The following is a 17730-nucleotide window of genomic DNA, read 5'->3' on the forward strand; positions in this document are numbered from 1 at the left end:
ATGAGCAATCAAAATATTCATACACTGATCCAGGAGGCCTCAGAGCTGGTTGGAACCACGTGGCCGCTTTACAATTTTGTTACCTCCAATCCGCTTTCAGGATATGAAAATCAGCACTTCCTTAAAGCCGGAGAAAAAGCCAAACAACTTTTAGGAGCCAGGGTTTTCCCGGAGGCTGAACAATTTGCTCAGGCCTTCCAACAAGGCGACATTGATCCGAAGGTCCTGGATGAGCTACTCAAAGAACAAGGCTATAATGAACCTGCTGTAAACTATCTTGAGGCACTCAAACAGGATGAGCCGACAGCTGCTGAAAATCCCTCTCACGAGTTGGACAGGCTGACAGCCAAATGGGTTGGTGCTTTTATGGACGAAGGATTAGGGGAATGGGGAATGCCGAACAAAGAGGAGGGATTCTACACCTCATGGAAAAAGATCGCCAAATACGACACCGAACTCTCTAAAGGACGGCACTGCACCATGCCCGCCAGTGCAGGGGAAGCGATCGAAGAGGTATTAAAACCCTATTCAACATCAGACCGCAAAGAAATTATCACGCTGCACCTGACGGCCCTTCCCGGATGGACAGGATATATTAAGCACCGGAGTGAAAACCCGGGAGAATGGCAGCAACAATACCACATAGACCTCGTTGAATATCTTGCGGTGCGTCTTTGGATCGCAAAGATGATCAACACCCCTTTATTACCTGAAACAAAAAAACGGGCCACCAACGAGGAAGTCATTGCATTGCAATACATTTTCCTGAATGCCTGGGAAAGGTCGTGGCAGCAACGTACCTTAAAGTCTTTCCGGGAGAGCAGAAAAAACAGTGCCCAACCTGAGCCCGGCACGCCTGATGCTCAAATGGTATTCTGCATCGACACCCGATCAGAACCCATCAGACGACATGTTGAAGCCGTTGGGAATTACGAAACCTTTGGTTATGCCGGGTTCTTTGGGATCGCCATGGACTACGTGAACCCAACAGACGGACATTCCAGAAAGTCATGCCCCCCTATTGTTCCTTCCGCATACCAGGTTCAGGAAAGACCAAAGGAAGACAAGGCAGTTAACTACCAGCAGTATATTGAGAAAACGGCATTAAAAACCTTCTTCAGGTACTTTTTAAAAAGAATGAAAAATATGCTGCCTTCCACCTTTGGTTTTGTGGAAGGAAGCGGCCTGGTTTACGGATTCCGACTTCTGGCGAGAACATGCTTACCCGGAAGTTTTTATCGTAGAACAAGGAAAGAGCAAAGTCAATACGAACAAATTTGTTCTCCTGAGATCGGGCATATCCATAACCGGGAAGAGGATGCCATGCAACTAAACATCTCTCTGAAAGAAAAAACCCAGATCGTAAAGTCGGCCTTTGACCTGATGGGCTGGAAGACCTTTGCTCCCCTGGTGGTTTTTACCGGACACGGTAGCCATACATCTAACAACCCATTTGGCTCAAGTCTTGATTGCGGGGCATGTGCGGCAAGTCCGGGGCGTCACAACGCACGGATGTTGGCTAACCTGGCCAACCTGAAGGAGGTTCGAGCGAAATTACTGGATGAACATGGTCTTGTTATACCGGAGTCTACCTGGTTTCTGGGAGCAGAGCACAATACAACAACCGATGAAATAGAGCTTTTTGACAGTAATATTCCTGAGACCCATAGTGAAGCGCTGCGTCAGTTAAAGCATGATCTGGCAGTAGCACAGCACAATGCAGCAACGGCCCGACTCAAGGTAGAAAACAACGGGGTTGCCATTGCTCAGGCAAAAGCGGGAAGCTGGGCCGAGACGCGACCTGAATGGGGGCTGGCTAAAAATGCAGGTTTTATAATCGCTCCAAGAAAGAGTACAAAAAACCTCGACCTGGACGGAAGATGCTTCCTGCACTCTTACGAATGGCAACACGATGAAGAAGGCAAGGCCCTGGAAGGTATCATGCAAGGTCCGATGGTGGTTACACAATGGATCAATAACCATTACTACTTTTCCTCCGTTGATACAGAAGAATTTGGAAGTGGTTCAAAGATCACTCACAATGTAACCGGTATGTTCGGAGTTGTTCAGGGTAATGGGGGAGATCTGAAAAAAGGATTGCCATTACAGTCGCTCAAAAGCACCGACAACGAAAGTTACCATCAGCCACTCAGACTTTCGGTGATCATTGAGGCTCCCTGCGACAGGGTAAATGATATCCTGAAGCGCAACCCTCAACTTCAGAACTTATTAGACAATCAATGGATCCACCTGATCGTGAACGACCCTAAGAAAGATTATAAAACCTTCAGGTATATCGGCGATCTGAAATGGCAACCTCGACTGGAAGTGCCTGTAATTAACAGACAACTTACCGAGCCAATGATGGCCGAGTAAAGTTCGCTTCAGGCACTATAAAAAGCGTTAACATGGAAGTATAAAGCTCCCCCTGTATGCGCCTAAGATTATAATAGCCTTCTTCTCATGAGCAAAGAGAAGAAGGCTTTTTTTGTGACTACCCTTAAAAAATTACCTTCAAAAAATCAATCTTGCATTTTAATTCCTTTATGTTAGTTTTACCACTCCCCCAAAATAAAGTCCACAAATACTATTAAACCGTAAAACCGTCTTTCTATATGGCAATGTTTGTGATCAGCACACGCAATAACGGGCATTATAAATTTGACTTTACATCCAGGAGAGGCACCCCCATTTTCAGCAGTATGGCCTGTAAACAAAAGTCAGATTGCGAATTGATCATACGTGCTGTACAGCAGCAATTCGAAGATTTTACACTAACACGCAAATCAACCCCCTCAGGCAAACATTTTTTTCGTCTCTCTAAGAATGGGTTGGTCCTTGCAACCAGCAGGTACTTCTCTACTCCTCTCAGGCTTGAAAAAGGCTTGGAAGAGATCCAAAAATACCTGGGTGAAGCTGAAATTCTTGATTTTTCAGAAAATCAGGACATTTTTTCAGAACCTGAAGAAAGTTTCTGATATGATTACCCCCCGGGGTTTGCAGATTAAGCACTATCTTGAATATCTGCAAAACCTCATTACATGAAAAACACCAAACAATATCCAAAAGGTACCTTTGTTGCCCTTGGCATGTTATGCTTTATCCCTGTGGGCATTGCTCTGGCCATAGGAACCAAGAATCCCGGACTCATCGGTATAGGTCCGGCCTTAGGGCTTCCTATGGGCCTGGCCTGGGAAGAACAACAACGCAAGAAGGGTAAATTACTCTCTGAAACGGAAACAAAAGGAAACAAAAGAACATTGTTCTGGATACTTTTTCTGTTAGGGATTATGCTATTCGGCATACTCGCTTTTCTTCTTATTTATTAATTTCTCCTGATATATGTGCCTTAGTTTCCATTTACAAACAATGCATATTACCGGCTTTTTATACACAGTTTTTTCACTCCTGAAATTCACCCCTTCCATACAGCTCCTTGCTATACTTTTTACAATGTCACCGGCTTTACAGGCTCAATCTCCTACCCCCCTTGTCATAGACAGTATAATAAGTTCAACCCCGCCGCAACATATCATCCTTGTTAAGATCCCCGGGGATGGTCAAGAGACTCTTCAGGCTGATATTGTTATATCAGAGGGCCATCCTATGACCACCAGTGCCTTTGGTTCAGAAGAAAATGCCGTGCTCTCTGTTAACGGCAGTTTTTTTAATACGAAAACCTATGAAATGGTGACCTATTATGAGCAGGATAACCGGGTAGAACGCAGGAATGTATCCTCATCAGGGCCATCACTGTTTAATGGTATCGTTATTATTGACCATGAGGGAAAATTACGCCTTGAACCCTTAACACAGGAAAGTTTCTATGTCAACTCCCTGCAAGAAAAGGAAGCCGTTGCTGCCGGACCTTTACTTCTTAAAAATGCCAAAAGAACGCCCCTGCCGGACAGACCGGCATTTACCCTAAAACGACATCCGCGTAGTTGTCTTTGTATTACAGACGATGCTGTTTTAGTTATTGCCATTGATGGCAGAAGCAACCGGGCTTCCGGAATGACACTGCCCGAATTACAGGATTTCCTGATCGAACAAAAGTGCAGAGATGCCATAAACCTTGACGGAGGAGGATCTACCAGTATTTGGGTAAAAGGACTCGGAGTCTTGAATCACCCCAGTGATGAAGCTGGCGAGCGAAAGGTGGTCAATGCGGTCGTTTGGAAAATGACCTCTTCTGCCCCTGAAAACTAAAAAAAGCCACCCCGAAGGATGGCTTTTGATCTGCATGAAGTTATGTTAAGTATTGAAATCTATTTCAAATCAAACCGATCAAGATTCATCACTTTATCCCAGGCCTTCACAAAATCTTTGATGAATTTTTCCTGGGCATCAGCACAGGCATAAACTTCAACCAGGGCTCTTAATTCGGTATTAGAACCAAAAATAAGGTCAGCTCTGGTTCCAAGCCATTTCATCTCTCCGGTTTTACGATCACGCCCTTCAAAGATCTCCTCCTCTTCTGAAGTCGCCTTCCAGGTAGTACCCAGATCCAGGATATTCACAAAGAAATCATTGGTGAGTTTTCCCGGACGTTTGGTAAACACCCCGTGAGAAGACCCGTCGTGATTAATATTTAACACTCTCATTCCTCCCAGAAGCACTGTCATTTCAGGAGCGGTCAGGGTAAGTAACTGCGCCCGATCGATCAGCATTTCCTCAGAAGAAACCATATAGTGTTCTTTGATGTAATTTCTAAACCCGTCAGCAAGAGGCTCCAAAGGTGCAAAACCTTCTACGTCGGTTTGTTCCTGGGTGGCATCCATTCTTCCGGGCGTAAATGGCACCGTGATCTTGTGACCGGCATCGGCTGCTGCCTTCTCAATTGCGGCGCAACCTCCAAGCACGATCATGTCGGCCATGGATATCTTTTTACCATTGCTCTGACTGTCATTAAATGACTTTTGAACCCCTTCGAGAGCATTCAATACCTTCTGAAGCTGTTCCGGGTTGTTAACTTCCCAGTCCTTTTGAGGAGCCAGTCTTATTCGTGCTCCGTTAGCACCACCGCGCTTATCCGATCCTCTGAACGTTGACGCAGAAGCCCAGGCAGTTGAAACCAGTTCACTGATGGTCAATCCCGAGTCCAGAATTTGCTGCTTTAAAGATTCAATATCCTTCTCGTTTACCAGCGCATGATCTGTTTCCGGAATAGGATCTTGCCAGATCAGGTCTTCTTCAGGAACTTCAGGCCCCAGGTATCTCGACTTGGGTCCCATATCCCTATGGGTTAACTTATACCAGGCTTTGGCGAAAGCATCTGCCAATTCATCCGGATTTTCGTAGAAATGTCTGGAAATGGGCTCGTAATCGGGATCCATTCTCAGAGCGAGATCGGTCGTAAGCATGAATGGTGCATGCTTCTTTTCCGGATCATGTGCATCGGGAATCAATCCTGCCCCTGCGCCATCCTTTGGACGCCACTGGTTGGCCCCTGCCGGACTTTTGTACAACTCCCATTCATAACCAAAAAGGTTTTCGAAGAAATTGTTGCTCCACTTGGTTGGGGTTTTCGTCCAGGCACCCTCCAAACCGCTGGTAATGGTATATTCGGCGTTACCTGTACCATAGGAATTTCGCCAACCCATGCTCTGCTCTTCAATCGTTGCTCCCGCAGGTTCGGCCGAAACATATTCATCAGGATTGGCAGCCCCGTGTGTTTTACCAAAAGTGTGTCCTCCTGCTATCAGGGCCACTGTTTCATAATCGTTCATGGCCATACGACCAAAGGTCTCACGAATATCTTTGGCAGCTTTCAAAGGGTCAGGTTCTCCGTTAGGACCCTCAGGGTTCACATAGATAAGACCCATTTGCACGGCAGCCAATGGATTCTCCAGTTCTCTGTCGCCTGTATACCGCTTGTCGCCAAGCCATTCTCCTTCAGACCCCCAATAAATATCCTTTTCCGGTTCCCAGACATCTTCACGACCTCCGGCAAAACCGTAAGTTTTAAAATCCATCGTCTCCAGGGCCACATTTCCTGCCAGAATCATCAGGTCGGCCCATGAGATCTTTTTACCGTATTTCTGCTTAATTGGCCAAAGTAATAGTCGGGCCTTATCCAGGTTGGCATTATCCGGCCAACTGTTTAAAGGAGCAAAACGCTGTGTTCCGGAACCTCCCCCACCACGGCCATCTGCAATACGATAGGTACCGGCACTGTGCCAGGCCATTCTGATAAAAAACGGACCGTAATGCCCATAATCAGCCGGCCACCAGTCTTGTGAGTCTGTCATCAGATCAGCAAGATCCTTTTTCACAGCTGCCAGGTCAAGCGATTTAAAAGCTTCCGCATAATCAAAATCTTCATCCATCGGATCTGTCAATTTTGAATGCTGCCTTAAAATATCCAGGTTGAGCTGATTAGGCCACCAGTCTCTGTTTGAAGTACCACCGCCTGCCGTTTTCTTTAGTTCTCCTCCTAAAAATGGGCATTTGCTTTGGTTTACATTATAGCTGCTCGTTGAGCTGCCATTGGTTTGTGATTGTGATTTACTATCCATCCTTGAGTCTATTTTCAGTTTTATGTTAAATTTCCCTGTTTTCAACCAAAATATTAACGCATGCTTATTGTTATTGATAATTAAACTATCAACAACCTCTATTTATAACCCTTGGCTCATCAGATTAATTAATAGATAGATTCATTCGGGGGCAATTTTTGATACGAACACCCATGAAAGCGAGGGATATTCATTCATTATAAAGATAGGTACTCTCTTTGCCTTTCAGAAATGATAACCATCAATATTTGAATAGATTAGCCGTGTATAAGAATTATAAAAACAATTATGGTCACTGCGGCTAAAAGAGCGGGAACTTTCTCTCATGGCTAATGATACAGGAGAAGCGTGGAGACACTAACATGGTATTGGATAACAATAACAGGAAATTCCTCCCGGCTAGCGGAATCATTTCTTGTAAGCGGCTTGCTTACCGCTATTAAGGAATATCTTTTTGAATGGTTTTTGGCACATTATGTCCGGGAGGACGAAAAGCCTCCGCAGGAGTATTCTTAATTTTTTCCTTCATCCGTTGAACCTCTCCAATTGACATTCCTGCTGTTAAAGAGTCTCTGAAGGCTGCGTATTTTGCAAGACGTATATCTTTTATACCGTCTTCATCGTAGAAGGTCTCGTCAAGCTTTTTCGTCTTTTTTCCGAGACGAATCGTTAAGTCCGGTTTCGATCCTGTTATTTTTATAGGAATCCCAATGATACCTAAAGGTGGTAATCCCAATCGCATTTTTAAATTCACCTGGTTATCAAGGCTGGTTTGCCCTTCAAACCGAAGCCGAAACGGACGTACCCTGAATTTAAATCGCTCCACATCCATTACATTGTGTGCTATTCTGCTGCGTATCTCTATTTCCTGCAGCTCAGCGTCTTTCCATTCTTTATTTCCTGTTTTTTCAGAGATCTCTGATAGTATATCGTGATTCTTTACCCTGACATTATTCAATGACAAAACCCCTCCTCCTTCAAGGGTAGGATAGATCAGCTTCATATCCTTATCCAGAATACCTGTTAACCTATAATTCAGACCTACTACTCCGGAGGCATTCTTAGCTCCCGGAGCCATTTTCTGAAATAGTTCGATCTCCTGATAAGCCCGCTGAATATCAAATTCCTGAACCCTGATATCGTATTCAAAAAAGGCCCTGTCTGCACCAAAATCTTTGTAAACACCATCCATGCGGATCTCGGCCCCCACCATATTCATCTTGATATCCTTGGCAAACAAGCCCCCTTCGGCCAATGCCATCAAACCGCTGAGTTGGCTAATATGAAGGTCATCCCAATAAAGGTGATCGGTCTTAAAATCGAAGGTCACATCAACAAAATCGGGTATTTGCAACACTCCTACCCGAAGACTGTCTCCCAGGTTTGCTTCTCTCAGCATTTTTGATTTGCCTTTTCTTTCATCCAATACATCCTCAGACTTTACAATAAGGTCGTCCATATGAACCTGGTCTGCTGCGAAGGCAAAACGGCCCAACACCCTCTCATCTTTATAAAGAAAGTGCCTGATAAAATAACGCAGTTCACCATTCATGTTAAAATTAGTCCTGGCATAGGTGCCTTCAAAACGATTGAACTGCAGGGTGCCCTTATCAAAACTAAAGGTCCCCTGATGTAAGGTTATAGGATACTCTAAAAAGGCGCTTTCCAATTGAATATTTTCCAGTTCGAAGGATCCGGAGCTTTCAAAATTTTTAAAGTCCCGTCTCTCGATGGCCTTTTGACTTCCCTTAAGCCTCATGTCCATCTTTGCAATGCCGTTCAACTCCAGGTTGTCGCGACCAAATACCTTATACAATCGGCCGGGATGTAAAACCCCCTTGCCATTCACCTCAAACTTCAGATCGGTCAGATCATTGAAATTGGCATTCACGGTAAAATCTTCATCTTCAAAACGAAACTTGGCCGGAGATAGTTTCAGCATGGCACTTTTAGGGTCTGCTCCGTCATGATAAAAATCCATGATCACCTCAATATCTTCAATAGGTTTGGGATAATATTGGGTGAGCAGCTCCCCGTTACGAATTCTCAGCTCCCCGTTTACCCTGGGGTATTTCCCCTGGAGGGTATCGTAAACGCCTTCCATATGAATTTTTGAATAGAAATCTCCTTTTAAAGATATACTGTCTAAAGCAAGGGCTTCCGTGAGCTCTTCCAGGTTCATTTGTGTGTTGATATCGCCTTTAACATAGGTTTCGAGGGAATCTTTTTCTAAAAAAACATGCCCCTGAAGATAGTAATCGCGCCTGCGCAGATTAATGGTATCCAGCATAACCTGTGCTTTTTGCAAATCGAATTTCGGTACCTTCAATTTAAGATCAAGCAAGATATCTTTTATAGGCTCCTTGACTTTCGCAGGAGTCAAAGATCCGTTTGACCATTGAAGACGACATTCGAGATCGGGCTGCAAGTTTTCTTCCTTGATCGACATTCCTTTTATTTGCATGGAAAAAGCGGCCTCTCCCTGAACATCTACGCCCTTCTCACGATACCAATTCGATACAGGGGCTGGTAAAGAGGTAAAGAAAGTTCCCAGATCAGGCGCATCGGTGTTCAGATCCAGATCGATCCCGAAACCATTCGCTAAAAAATTTAATTCTCCCCGAAAATTGAATTTCAGCTCGTTAAAATAACCTTCATTCTTCTGCAGTAAAAGGGTTACCTCATCCTCTTTAAAGATCGTAAGATGCTCTGATCGCAACTGATTATCACTGAAATAAGCAAATCCTTTCACCATCAGATCGACCTCATTCAGGGTGGTCTGAGATTGTATCACCAACTCATTCCCCTGACTTTGTCCCCTTCCCCTGTATTTTACCCCGGCCAGATGAATGTCAATATCTCTGTAAAAATCCGACACATACACCTCTCCATCATCAATGGCAAATAATTTCACCTTCAGAGACATGTTTTCCTTCTCGAAATTATCTTCAACGTCTCTCTTTACAGTTTTCGAGGATTTTTTCTTCCTGACTATATTATAATTGGGAATCCCATTTTCATCTACCAAAAAGTTCACCAAGGGTTTCTCAATAATGATCCCATTGATCTCAATGTTCCCGGCAAGTAAGGCAGCCAACCAATTCACCTTAAGAGTAAAACTTTCGATCTCTGCGAAATTCTCTTCAAAATTCTCATTACTCCCTTTGATCTTCAGATCATGAAATGACAAGGTCATGTCGGGAAAATGTCGAAAAAAGGTCAGGCTGGCATCAGAAAATTCAATAGGATGTACCAGGGAGGAATTGATAGCGTTCAAAGCTTTGTTTTCTATCGTGCGTTTAATAACCCGGGGAAAGACAACCATGAACAGCACGATGAGGAGTAAGCCAATAGCACTCCCCCGAACCCAGCCCGTAAAGATCTTAGGCAATTTTTTATTCTTGTTATTTTCCGTTTTTTCCTCCATATAAGTTTCGATAAAAAGACAGATCTTTTAAGAGCACATGAAGGTATTGACAATAACAGTCCGGATTGAATCCTGTTAGTTGTTGCAGGTACAGGGGGCGTCAGGTCTGAATGACGCTGTATTGCATTGTGGTTGGATGGCATGGAGGTGCTCCTGATGACTCACAAAAGCCGCTCCCCAGACTTTAGGACGCTTTTACTCAAATATACATTTTTATACTCATAAAAATGTCTTAAAAGTTTTATTATCAGCTATTTAAGATTAAGCCTCTGATTTTGTAAAAACATGCGTCCCGGACAATTTTTATTTTCATTATTCATTTCCGGGAAGGTATTCTTTTGGGATAGAGAGTGAGGGTGATTCTGCCGACCAATAAATATTGACCACCCACCAGCGTTCTCCATCATTTAAGAGTTGAATACTGTTGATTCCCCTTGCGAAGGGCTCATCATCCTTTCTACTGTGATAACTTTCGTAGGTGCTGAATACATGGGTGATAGGTCCGAAGGATTCGGTTGTGCGATGTATCTCCTTTTCAAAAAATCCATTCTCTACTAAATACCGCCCGGAAGACTCAATGTATTCTTCTACCGACATATATTTCGCCGAGTCTCTTCCTTCTGTATCCTTTCTTGTAGGAATAAGTTTGGCATCGGCATGGAATAAATATCGAAAGAGGTCCCAAGCTCTGGCCTCTCCCTTCTCACCTGAAATTACCGCATAGAGCGTTTCCAGGGTACCATCCAGAGATGAAACATAAGAAGCGTATTCATCAGCCTCACGTTCCTGTGCCTTTAATGAACTAACAGAAAGGCTGAAGACAAGCAGGAGCAGCGGAAAAGTATATTTCATTTTTAACTTATTTAACTTCAATTTCTATATAAAAAATATGATTTCCGGGGATATCACCTTATTATCCAATTACCCTCAAATTCTTAGCTTTCGAAAAAGTATAGTCCTTTATAGAGAAAGTAAAAGAAATACTCCCACAGCGATCACTGTTCCCAGCAGGGGGCCCACGACCGGCACCCAGGCGTAATCCCATTGACTGGACCCCTTATTCTTTAGGGGTAATAGCATATGCACAATGCGGGGCCCCAGGTCTCGAGCCGGATTGATCGCATATCCTGTGGTACCTCCCAGCGACAATCCGATAACCCACACCAGGAATGCTACAGGAAGTGCTCCCAATGAGCCCAACCCGATAGGTACCGCTACCTCACTTTCCAGACTCGCACTGCTAAAGAAAAAGATGGTGAACATCAATACAAAAGTGCCGGCGGTTTCACTAAAGAGATTCGTCTTTAAATTTCTGATGGCGGGAATCGTGGCAAAGGTGGCAAGCTTCATATTCGGGCCTTCGGCTTTTCGGTAATGATCGTTGTAAAAAAGCCAGACCATAAAGCTGCCTGTCATCGCACCTAACATCTGAGCTGTTATATACAAGGGCACCTGTGCCCAGGTGAAGTTGCCCGAGAGGGCCAATCCTATGGTTACCGCCGGATTAATATGCGCTCCGCTGTAAGGCGCAGCAACTACCACTCCCACGAATACAGCAAGGGCCCATCCTGTGGTGATCACCATCCAGCCGCCATTATTCCCTTTGGTTCCGGGCAACAGCACATTGGCCACAACCCCGTTTCCTAAAAGGATCAACATAAAGGTTCCGAAAAATTCTGCAAAAAAAGGCGTCATAGTAGTGTGATACGAACGAATTACCCGTTGCAACTCGTCAGAAAACCCTGAAGTTATAAATAAGATCCATAATTTACTAATTATCAGAGATTAAAACTTTTAACCACTGACGTAACGGGAAAGGGTCTCAAATTTCTGTTAAAAGCCTGCTTACGATTTTGTTCTGAAGAAAGTGCCCTGTATTTTGAGCTTAAATTCAACCGGTTTTTGAAATTATACCTTTCCATATGGTTATGTTTGATCTTCGTGGCAGCCAACGCCCAGGAAGATCTTTTTAAAGGACGTATAACCGATGGCCATAGCAACCTCGAATCGGCACATATACTCAACCTGAGCAAAGAACTGCAGACCATCAGTGATGCCAACGGCGCCTTCGAGATAAGTGCAGATGTTTCAGATACCCTGGTCATTACTTTTCTCGGATACAGTCAACTGAATTTTTTGGTTACAGAGGCCCAACTCAGTGCAGAGAGTAACCTTATAGAATTGAGCAAAGACGGTATTCCTTTAGAGGAGGTAACCGTAGAAGGTTACCGCGCCATGGATGCTGTAGCCCTGGGGCTTATAAATAAGCGACCCAAAAAATTAACCACCAATGAGCGCAAGCTTAAAGAAGCCGGCGATTTCAAAGCTGTTCAGCTCCTAGGTATTGTTGGAGGTGGTGTGCCCATTATTCCTATGCTGAACAAGATCACAGGACGCACGAAACGATTAAAAAAGAGGGTGGCTGTAGAGAATGAGAACCTTCTAAAGGAATATCTTCATGAAAATTACGGCTCCTTTTGCAGTAAACGTTTGGGATTGGAAGGAGAGCAGATTGATCGCTTTTTGTATTTCGCCGTCATCAATCACGACTGGGATGATCTATACCCTCATGCCAAGGAAGAACAATTTGAATTTCGTCTCATCCAGGCTCATCAAAAATACACTGCTTCATTATTAGAAGAATCTTCATCAGAAAAAACCTTTGCAGTACCCTCAAACAATTGATATCAATTTACCGGGGTCAGGTTTTTTTTTATTTACATTTACGGGAACTAACCTGTACAAATGAAAACTTTTCTCACTTATTTTTTACTGCTTTGTTCCTTGTCAGCGGGACTGGCACAAGACCTTAACACCTATCTTGAACCCGCTAAATTCAGAAATATCGGTCCATTCAGAAGTGGTCGCGCCAATGGCTCATCGGGTGTAACCGGAGACCCCCTTACCTATTATATGGGAACCACCGGGGGTGGCGTTTGGAAGACTAGTGATGCCGGGCGGCAGTGGACCAATGTGTCTGACGGTTTTTTTAAGACGGGGTCTGTAGGTGCCGTAAGTGTTTCTGAAAGCAACCCCAACATCGTATATGTTGGAATGGGTGAACACGCCCCCAGGGGAGTGATGACCTCCTACGGAGACGGGGTTTATAAAAGTACCGATGCCGGAAAAACATGGAAACAGATGGGACTTAAAGAAACCCGTCAGATCTCCCGTATCGTGATTCATCCTGAAAACCCCGATGTTGTTTGGGTAGCAGCCCAGGGAGCTTTACATGGCCCGAATAAAGAACGAGGCATCTATAAATCAACGGATGGTGGAAAGACCTGGAACCAGGTTCTTTTTATTAATGAACTTACCGGGTGCAGCGAGCTTTCTATTGACCACCATAATCCTGATGTCTTATATGCAGCCATGTGGGAACACCAGCGTAAACCCTGGCAGGTGGTCAGTGGAGGTGAAGGCAGTGGTCTGTATAAATCTACTGACGGTGGTGAAAGTTGGATGAAGATCGAAAAAGGGATTCCCAATGAAAAAGGAAAGATGGCCATTTCAGTTTCCAGGGTCAACCCTGAGTTGGTGTATGCCCTTGTAGAAAGTGATTCACAGAAAGAAAAGGGCGGCCTCTTTGTTTCACGAAACGGAGGAGAGCAGTGGACCCGTGTAAGCAGCGATCATCGACTGATACAACGAGCCTGGTATTATATTGAAGTATTTGCAGATCCCGTTGATGAGAATACCGTTTATGTATTAAGCGCTTCCTTTTATAAATCTATTGACGGTGGTAAGTCTTGGGAAGAGATCAGTACCAATCACGGAGATTATCACGATCTCTGGATTAACCCCACAAACCCTAAAAATATGATCGTCACCCACGATGGAGGTGCCGAGGTTACCTTTAATAAGGGAAAAACCTGGTCGGGAGTAGACCAGGCTCCAACCGCACAGATCTACAGGATCGCCGCCGACAATTTGTTCCCTTACAATATTTATGGCGGGCAACAGGACAACTCCTCCCTGAAGATCGCTTCTGTCGGACTGGGAGACGGCGGCATTGGCCGGGAAGACTGGTCACCATCAGCAGGGGGAGAAAGTGCCTTTCTGGCCTTTGATCCTGACAACCCGGTAAAGGTTATGGGCGGAAGTTACCTGGGTACTATAGATCTCCTTGATACTAGAGCACAGGCCAGCACCAATGTCATGATAGAACCCAACCTATACCTGGGGCTCGCTGCAAGAGATATGAAATACCTCTATAACTGGAATGCCCCTATTATTAAATCTATCCACGAGCCCAATACCTGGTATCACTGTGCACAGTATGTATTAAGAAGTCGTGACGAGGGTCAAAGTTGGGAGGTGATCTCTCCTGACCTGACCACCAATACGGATGAAAAGCAGGGTAAGGGAGGAGGACCTTATACCAATGAGGCCGTAGGAGCCGAAAACTACGGAACCATCAGCTATATTGTTGAATCTCCGCATGAAAAGGGAGTGTTTTACACCGGAAGCGATGATGGCATGGTATATATTACCCGCGATAATGGAGAAACCTGGAATAACATCACCCCAAAACAACTTCCTGAAACCCTGGTCAACGCCATTGAAGTTTCTCCTCACGATCCTTCCACCGTCTACATTGCAACCACACGTTATAAATTCAATGATCATACTCCCGGGCTCTATAAAAGCACAAATTACGGACGCACATGGAAGAAGATCGATGAGGGAATTCCTGTCGGCGCCTATACCAGGGTTGTACGCCAGGACCCTGTTCGTAAGGACCTCCTGTACGCCGGTACTGAAACCGGCCTGTACATTTCTACAAATGACGGCACCTCATGGCAGCCATTTCAGAGCAACCTGCCTGTAGTTCCCATTACCGATCTTTTGGTCAAAGAAAATGACCTGGTGGTGGCCACCCAGGGGCGTTCATTCTGGATATTTGATGATCTTGCGCTACTGCGTCAATACGAAAATAAAAAAGAAGCCCTGAGACTCTATAAGCCTGAGCCTGCAATGCCAGCGAATTGGTACAGCAGCATGAACGGCAACGATGCCAAGGGCACCCATCCTTTTGAAGGAGTAAACCCCCCAACAGGCATGGTGATCTATTACGAACTTCCTGAGCTGAAAGAAGACACTGAAGTTGTTCTGGAAATTCGAAATGAAGAAGGAAAAACAGTGAGAAGTATTTCTTCTAAACCCGATAAGGATTATCTGGAATACGAAGGGAATCCACCTAAGAAACCAACCCTCACCACCCAAAAAGGACTTAATCGTTTTGTATGGGATATGAGACATCCTTTATTGAAGGGCGTTCCGTCGGTTTACATAGAGGGAAGCTTCACGGGGCACCAGGCCATTCCCGGAAATTATACCCTTACCCTGAAAGCAGAGGACAAACAGGAAGAAGTGGTGGCCGAAATTATTCCGAACCCCTTATTTGACATCACCCCTGAAGAATACCTGGAATATGACCAATTCATGAGGAAAGCAGAATTGGCTTATGACGATATGACTTCAAAGACCAATATGAATTATGAAAGTTTGGAACTGCTGAAGTGTATGATCGAAAAGATCGATCCGAAAGGCAAGGAAGCGATCCTGGCCCAAGCAAAGGAAACTGTTCAAAAAATGGAAGCTTTTGATGCCCTTATGGTACAGCGGCTATCACAGGCCTATGACGATGTGGAAAATTTCGAGAACGGATTTACGGCACATTACCTGACTGCAATTAATCAGACAGACAGTCGTATTCCAAAAGTAACCGAAGGCAGCAAAAACAGGATGAAGGAACTAAACGACCAATGGGCGGAATACCAAAAAACTTATTACAATATCTATACAGAAGAAACAGTACAACTCATGAAAAGGATCTTCGCTTTGAGTATCGGCACCGAATAAACACCAGATAGTCCGAATACAAAAAGCAGCAAGAAATGCTGCTTTTTGTGTTTTTTAAACACCCAATTGTGTGCCGTGCAGAACAAATTTATCTTTTCGTAGGGGAAGAACTTTTGGTTAACAGTTTGCAGTTAGCGGTTTACAGTATATCTAACTAAAAAGGATAACCCATATCAGTTTTCAATTCCTCTCCCGAAATATGGGGATTGCGGTTTTACTGGCGAGATCAAACCTGTATGCCGACAGGCACGCTCGTCCCTTTTTACCGACCGTAGCTTTAGCGAAGGTTGGCAAACTCGTTCCTCATACTCAATATTGTATCACCGTTTTCAAATAGCCCCACATCGTATTGTGGAGGGTTTTCAGGTTAGTGCCATTCAGTTCGCCAAACCTGACAACCACCAACTCAAGTTCCGGTATCACGTTAATAAACTGACCATTAAGACCCGCAGCCGTAAACATTTGTCCAGGAGCATTTGCTGTAAAAATATCTGCAGATTGTCCGCCTGAACCGGGAAGTACAGCGCCTTCTTTATTCAACCACCATAAATACCCATAAGCCGGGTTAATTTCCTGGGAAGTGCTGATCATGGTGTTGAAATAATCTGTGTCTTCCAAAAGCGGGGTGGTATTCCATACACCCCCGTTAAGCATCAAGAGTCCGAAACGAGCCGCATCCCGGGCTGAACTCCAGTAGATCTTATTATACTCTTCCTGAATACGCCATTCGCCCTCCATCCCGATCGGGGCCTCGAGGTTATTCAAGGAAAAAGATTCATACCGGATTCCTGAGGCACTATCAATAATATCATCCAGCAGATTATAAGGAGCGTTATGATACGACCAGCGCGATCCTGCATCTGCCTTATATTGCAAACATTCCGGATCAGTGCAGTCATCATCTACATTATCATTCGGTGTATCATCTTTCACCTTTTCATCAAGGCCTGTGGTCATCGTTAAATGATTTCTAACACTGATGAGCTGTTGCTTTTCAGGAGAAACACTGCTCCAGGACTCGCCAAGATAGTTGGAAGTTGGCGCAGAAAGATCAAGGAGTCCCTGTTCCTTCGCAATTCCAGCCAGAAAAGCGGTAAGTGTTTTCCCTGCTGAAGCCCAATACCATTCAGAATCGCCTGTAAATGGAATGCTGCTGTTAAATTCTGCTCCATTATAGTGTTCTATAACTAATCTTCCGCGATGAAGCACTAAAAATGCCCTCGTCTTGTTATTATCCAGGAAATTCAGGAGATCATTGATAGCCGCTGTATTCCATGCCAGGGAATCCGGATCAACCGTTAACCAGGTATCTTCTCCCTGGGGTGGAAAGTAAATCACATCTTCTCCGGCACCTTCACCTCCGCTCCCGTCTCCGTTGCCATCGCCCGGGTCTCCACCGCTACCATCATCACCACCACCATCGCCCTCTCCGGAATTCCCGTCATCATCCGGAATGGTATCATTAACCACAACATCCGGATCCTCTGCCACATCAGGAGGGGTGAGCTCCTGGCTGCAGGAAACCATCAATAACGTTAAAAGGATGAACAAGCCCAGACTTTGTCGTATCAGAAGCATACGTCAAGTGAATTATTATTGGTTTACGTTCTATTGACCTATCAGGAGAACATAGAACGTGTAAATCTATTAAATATTTGGTTTTTAACATGTTACATCCTCATTTATTTGTAAAAACCACCCCGTTTAAAGGCTACGCCTTGAAACACCCCTCCTTAAAAAGGAGGGGGTAATTCCGATTCTAAAACTGCGTTTAATCGGAAAATTCCAAGTGCCAAATTCCAAAACTCTACCCGCCGACCCCGTAACACGTAACCCGTAACCGCATACCTGCCTGCTGGCAGGCAGGACCGCATAACGTAAAATAAACAGGATTTTTTGTAAACTACACTTTACATTTAA

At 44.6% G+C, this 17730-nt stretch carries 11 protein-coding genes; 6 read left to right on the top strand and 5 right to left on the bottom strand.

Annotated elements, in window-relative coordinates; translation table 11 throughout:
- The 4 genes from E7Z59_RS02210 (at position 1) to E7Z59_RS02225 (ending at position 4209) form a co-directional block, all read left to right on the top strand.
- Entirely contained in the window at positions 1-2376 is a 2376-nt protein-coding gene (locus E7Z59_RS02210; protein WP_136334655.1) for a DUF2309 domain-containing protein, read from the top strand.
- A gap of 239 nt (positions 2377-2615) precedes the next feature.
- On the top strand, positions 2616-2978 hold the full coding sequence (locus tag E7Z59_RS02215; protein ID WP_136334656.1) for a YegP family protein: 363 nt from the start codon (positions 2616-2618) through the stop codon (positions 2976-2978).
- A 63-nt stretch (positions 2979-3041) separates the two neighbouring features.
- Positions 3042-3329 (top strand): hypothetical protein, encoded by a 288-nt coding sequence (locus tag E7Z59_RS02220; protein ID WP_136334657.1) that lies wholly within the window; start codon positions 3042-3044, stop codon positions 3327-3329.
- 124 nt (positions 3330-3453) lie between these two features.
- Complete coding sequence (locus tag E7Z59_RS02225) at positions 3454-4209, top strand: phosphodiester glycosidase family protein (RefSeq protein ID WP_168731220.1); 756 nt, start codon at positions 3454-3456, stop codon at positions 4207-4209.
- Between the two features lie 59 nt (positions 4210-4268).
- On the opposite strand, the gene katG is transcribed toward E7Z59_RS02225, so the two are convergent.
- The 4 genes from katG to E7Z59_RS02245 all read right to left on the bottom strand — a co-directional run bounded on the left by katG (position 4269) and on the right by E7Z59_RS02245 (position 11640).
- On the bottom strand, positions 4269-6518 hold the full coding sequence (gene katG, locus E7Z59_RS02230; protein WP_136334659.1) for a catalase/peroxidase HPI: 2250 nt from the start codon (positions 6516-6518) through the stop codon (positions 4269-4271).
- Between the two features lie 439 nt (positions 6519-6957).
- Positions 6958-9945 (bottom strand): AsmA family protein, encoded by a 2988-nt coding sequence (locus E7Z59_RS02235; protein WP_136334660.1) that lies wholly within the window; start codon positions 9943-9945, stop codon positions 6958-6960.
- Between the two features lie 312 nt (positions 9946-10257).
- On the bottom strand, positions 10258-10797 hold the full coding sequence (locus E7Z59_RS02240) for a hypothetical protein (protein WP_136334661.1): 540 nt from the start codon (positions 10795-10797) through the stop codon (positions 10258-10260).
- A 108-nt stretch (positions 10798-10905) separates the two neighbouring features.
- Positions 10906-11640, bottom strand: a complete 735-nt coding sequence (locus E7Z59_RS02245; protein WP_136334662.1) for an MIP/aquaporin family protein — start codon at positions 11638-11640, stop codon at positions 10906-10908.
- Positions 11641-11847: 207 nt separating this feature from the next.
- Here E7Z59_RS02245 and E7Z59_RS02250 point away from each other — a divergent pair, with 207 nt between their 5' ends.
- Both E7Z59_RS02250 and E7Z59_RS02255 read left to right on the top strand, forming a co-directional pair.
- Positions 11848-12630 carry a carboxypeptidase-like regulatory domain-containing protein gene (locus tag E7Z59_RS02250; protein ID WP_168731221.1) on the top strand — a complete coding sequence of 261 codons (783 nt, stop codon included), beginning with the start codon at positions 11848-11850 and terminating at the stop codon, positions 12628-12630.
- A 60-nt stretch (positions 12631-12690) separates the two neighbouring features.
- On the top strand, positions 12691-15810 hold the full coding sequence (locus E7Z59_RS02255) for a WD40/YVTN/BNR-like repeat-containing protein (RefSeq protein ID WP_136334664.1): 3120 nt from the start codon (positions 12691-12693) through the stop codon (positions 15808-15810).
- 309 nt (positions 15811-16119) lie between these two features.
- On the opposite strand, the gene E7Z59_RS02260 is transcribed toward E7Z59_RS02255, so the two are convergent.
- Entirely contained in the window at positions 16120-17388 is a 1269-nt protein-coding gene (locus E7Z59_RS02260; RefSeq protein WP_136334665.1) for a serine hydrolase domain-containing protein, read from the bottom strand.
- Positions 17389-17730 lie beyond the last annotated feature (342 nt).

The organism is Robertkochia marina, from assembly GCF_004799345.1.
GTDB lineage: Bacteria > Bacteroidota > Bacteroidia > Flavobacteriales > Flavobacteriaceae > Robertkochia > Robertkochia marina.